At 73.4% G+C, this 3,741-nt stretch carries 2 protein-coding genes; both read right to left on the reverse strand.

The window, feature by feature from the left end; genetic code table 11:
- On the reverse strand, window positions 1-2,082 hold a 2,082-nt coding region (locus VP06_RS32795; protein WP_048468014.1), incomplete at its 3' end, for a cysteine peptidase family C39 domain-containing protein.
- A 157-nt stretch (window positions 2,083-2,239) separates the two neighbouring features.
- Window positions 2,240-3,508: an NHLP bacteriocin system secretion protein gene (locus tag VP06_RS32800; RefSeq protein ID WP_048468015.1), complete on the reverse strand. Its 1,269-nt coding sequence runs from the start codon at window positions 3,506-3,508 to the stop codon at window positions 2,240-2,242.
- Window positions 3,509-3,741 lie beyond the last annotated feature (233 nt).

The raw sequence follows: 3,741 nt of genomic DNA on the forward strand, positions 1-3,741 counted from the left end.
GGCGATGCCGCCGCCGCCGACGAGGATCGCCTCGTCGCAGCGCAGGGCGGTGCCGGCGCGATGCGTCACGATCACCACGGCGGCCCCGGAGGCCCGCAGCATCTCCAGCACCTCCTCCTCGGCGGCCGGATCGAGGGCGCTCGTCGTCTCGTCGAGGACGATCACCGCGGGGTCGCGGGCGATGGCCCGGGCGAGGGCCAGGCGCTGCATCTCGCCGCCGCTCAGGCCGGTCTCGCCGCCGACCAGCTTGGTGAGCACGCCGCCGGGGCGCTTCGTCACCGCCTCGGTCAGGCCGGTCCGGGCGACAGCGCGCATCACCGTCTCGGGCGGAATGCCCGGGTCCCAGAGCTGGATGTTGTCGGCGATGCTGCCGGAGAAGCTCGACGGGGCCTGCCCGACATAGACCAGCCGCCGGCGCAGCACCCGGTGCGGCCAGTCGGCGAGCGCCACCCCGTCGAGGGTGACGCGGCCCTCGCTCGGGTCGACGAGGCCCGCCATCAGGCGCGCCAGGGTCGACTTCCCGGCGCCGGACGGCCCGACGATCGCCACGAGCCGGCCGGGTGCCAGGGCGAGGTCCACCCCCGACAGCAGCGGCCGGCCGGGGCTGTGGGCATAGCCGACCCCGTGCAGGGTCAGGCGGCCCTCGCCCCCCTCCGGGGCCGGTCCGCGCGCGCGACCGTCGAAGGCGGCGGCGCAGCCATGCTCCTCGAGGTCGGACAGCCGCATCAGGGCGCCGGCCGATTCCTGCACCGTGCACAGGCCGGCCGCCAGGGCGTTGAGCGGCTTGTTGAGCAGCCCCGCCAGCATCTGGGTGGCGACGAGGTCGCCGAGCGACAGGGTGCCGTCGATCGCCCGCAGGGCGCAGACCACCAGCACCACCCCGGTGAGGATGAGGCCCGACGCCACCGGGCCGAGAGAGGAGACGATCCGCAACAGGCCGAGGCGCTGCTCGGTAGCGATGGCGGCGTCCTCGGCGGCGGTCCAGCGCGACAGCAGCAGGTCCTCGCGGCCGAGCATGGCGTAGGTGGACAGGTTCGCCATGCCGGCAGTGCCGATGCCGGCGGCCCGGCCCTCGGCGAGCTGGTGCTCGCGGGTCCGATCGGCGAGGCGGCGCGCCACCAGGATCAGCACGGCGAGGCTCGTTCCCGCCGCCACGACCGCCGCCAGCATGATGACGGGATCGTAGAGCGAGATCATCGCCAGGTAGACCAGGACCAGCACCACCTGCGGGATCATGTTGGCGAGCGGGCCCGCGATGGTGCCGCCGAGATCCGAGCCGATGCGGATGCGCGACACCACCTCGCCGGCGCTGCGCTGGGCGTAATACGCCAGCGGCAGGGTCAGGGCATGGGCGAAGCCCCGCAGGGCCGAGACCGCCCCGATCTTGATTTTCCAGCCGGCCACCGTCCAGGCCGACAGAAAGGAGATTCCCGCCTGCGCCAGCGCCACGCCGAGGAACACCAGCACCAAAGCCGGCGCCCAGGCGGACTGGTGGGCGGCGAGCACGTGGTTGATGAGCGTGCTGATCGCCCCGGTCAGGGCGAGGCCCGGGATCACCGCCAGGATCCCGGTCACGAGGCTGACCACGAGAGCGTCGCGGGAATGCAGCGCCTCGCCCACCAGGGTGGCGAGGGCGGAGGGCGGCCGGCCGCCGGTGGCGAAGTCGTCGCCCGGCTCCATCGCCAGGGTGAGGCCGGTGAAGCACTCGTCGAACTCCGCCGCCGGGACGGCGCGCCGTCCTTGAGCCGGATCGACGATGTGGTAGCGCCCGCCGGAAACGGCCTCCAGCACCACGAAGTGGTTGAAGCACCAGTGGAGGATCTGCGGCATCGGCAGCGCCGCGAGGTCGGCCGGCTCGCGCCGGAAGGCCCGGGCGACGAGGCCGTAGCTGCGCGCCGCCTCGATCAGCCCGTGGGCGTCGACGCCGTCGCGCGAGGTGCCGCAGCGCTCGCGCGCCTCTTCGAGGGTGATCCAGCGGCCATGGGCGGCCAGAACCATGGCGAGGCTGGCCGCCCCGCATTCCGTCGCCTCCATCTGGAGGAAGAGCGGAGTCCGCGTCCGACGCAGCGGGTTGCGCATCATCAGAACCGTCCGGGCAGGGAGGGCGGGGCGGGACAGGACTCGGAAGCGCCGGTCATGCGACGTCCGATTGATTGCTTCGCAATGCGGAAGTCGGCTTCGCTCAGGCGCCGCGCGGGCTGATGATGCGAATTCCGGAAGGAATCGTCTGGAATTCGTATCATTCGCTCGCCCCGAACATCTTGCGCAGAGCGGGGACGGCCAGCGACAGCAGGGTCTCGCGCTCGATGGTGATACGGCTGCTCGTCGGGGTGCCGGGGGTCAGGCGCATGTCCGGCCCCTCGCCCGAGGTCCAGGCATAACCCGAGGGCGTGCTCGGGTCGCGGTGGAGCGCGATGCGGACCGCGAAGGGCGCGCCGCCGCCGGTGGCCTGCTGCACGAGTGCCGCGTTGCCGAGGATGCGGGTGAGCGCGCGGTCGGTGATCGGGGCCTCCGACACCTCCATGACGGTGCCGCGCACGCGGCCCTGCTCGCGGCTCGGCAGGGAGGAGGGCCGGATCAGCACCTCGTCTCCGACCTGGACCAGCTTGCCGTCCGACATCGAGACGTAGGTCACCGCCTCGATCTTGCCGCTGGCGGTGGCCGGGATCACGCTCAGCACCGGCTGGCTCGCGGTGACGAGGCCGTTGCGCTCCGCCGACAGCTCGGCGACGGTGCCGCTCACCGGGCTGCGCAGCTCGGCGCCCCGGGCGATCTCGGCCTTCAGCGCGGTGATCTCCGAGGTCAGCTGCTCGATCTGGAACGTCAGGGCGAGGCGCTCGCGCTCGTGCCGGCCTGCCGTCGCCTGCGGCTCCGCCTCCAGGGCGTAGAGTTCGGTGCGGGCTCCCGCCAGCTGCTCGGCGGCCTGCTGGGTCGCCGCCTTGACCTCGTAGACCCGGCTGCGGGTGGTGATGCCGAGCTCGAGGAGCTTGACCTGAGCCTGTTCCAACTCGCGCTGCCAGGCGAGGCGCTTCTCCAGATTCTCGATCCGCCCGGTCAGGGCCTTGCGCCGCTCGGCCCGGGTCTTCACCTCGGAGGTCTGCTCGGCCGCCAGAAGGGCCTCGGTCTCGCGGTGCTTGCGCTTCAGGGAGTCGAGATCGCGCTCGCTCTTGCTCAGCGTGTTCAGCCGTTCCGGCAGGCGCAGTCGCGCCACCACCTGGCCGACGCTGACGTAATCTCCCTCATGGACCAGCACCGCCTCGACGATGCCGTCCATCGGCGAGCGCACCGGCTGCAACAGCTCGCCGGAGGAATCGAGGAAGACGCCGTTCCCGTCCACCCGCACCGGGACATGGACGAAGCCGCTCCAGACCACCGCCACGACCGTGAGGCCGACCACCGCCATCAGGGCGTGCCGGGTCATGCTGGTGGTGACGTGCATCGCCCCCTGAAGCGCATCGATGCGGTTGTGGGCGCGCAAAGCCTGGGGGCGGAAGAGGGTGATCGACATGGCGGGTCCCGTGTCCGGCCTGAGGGGGGGGCCCGGGCCACCGGCGCCGGGGGGGGGGGCGGGGGGGGCCGCCCGGCAGGGGGGGGCGGCGGGGGGGCCGGTCACCCGGGGGGGGTCGTCCCGGGGGTGGGCGGCCCCGCCGGCGGGCAGCGGCAGGAGTAGGGCGGCGGAGGGTATGGCGTGGCGGGCGGGGGCCAGGGGGAGCCGGCGGGGCGCGGGCGGGCGGGGGGCCG

Source organism: Methylobacterium aquaticum (assembly GCF_001043915.1).
GTDB lineage: Bacteria > Pseudomonadota > Alphaproteobacteria > Rhizobiales > Beijerinckiaceae > Methylobacterium > Methylobacterium aquaticum.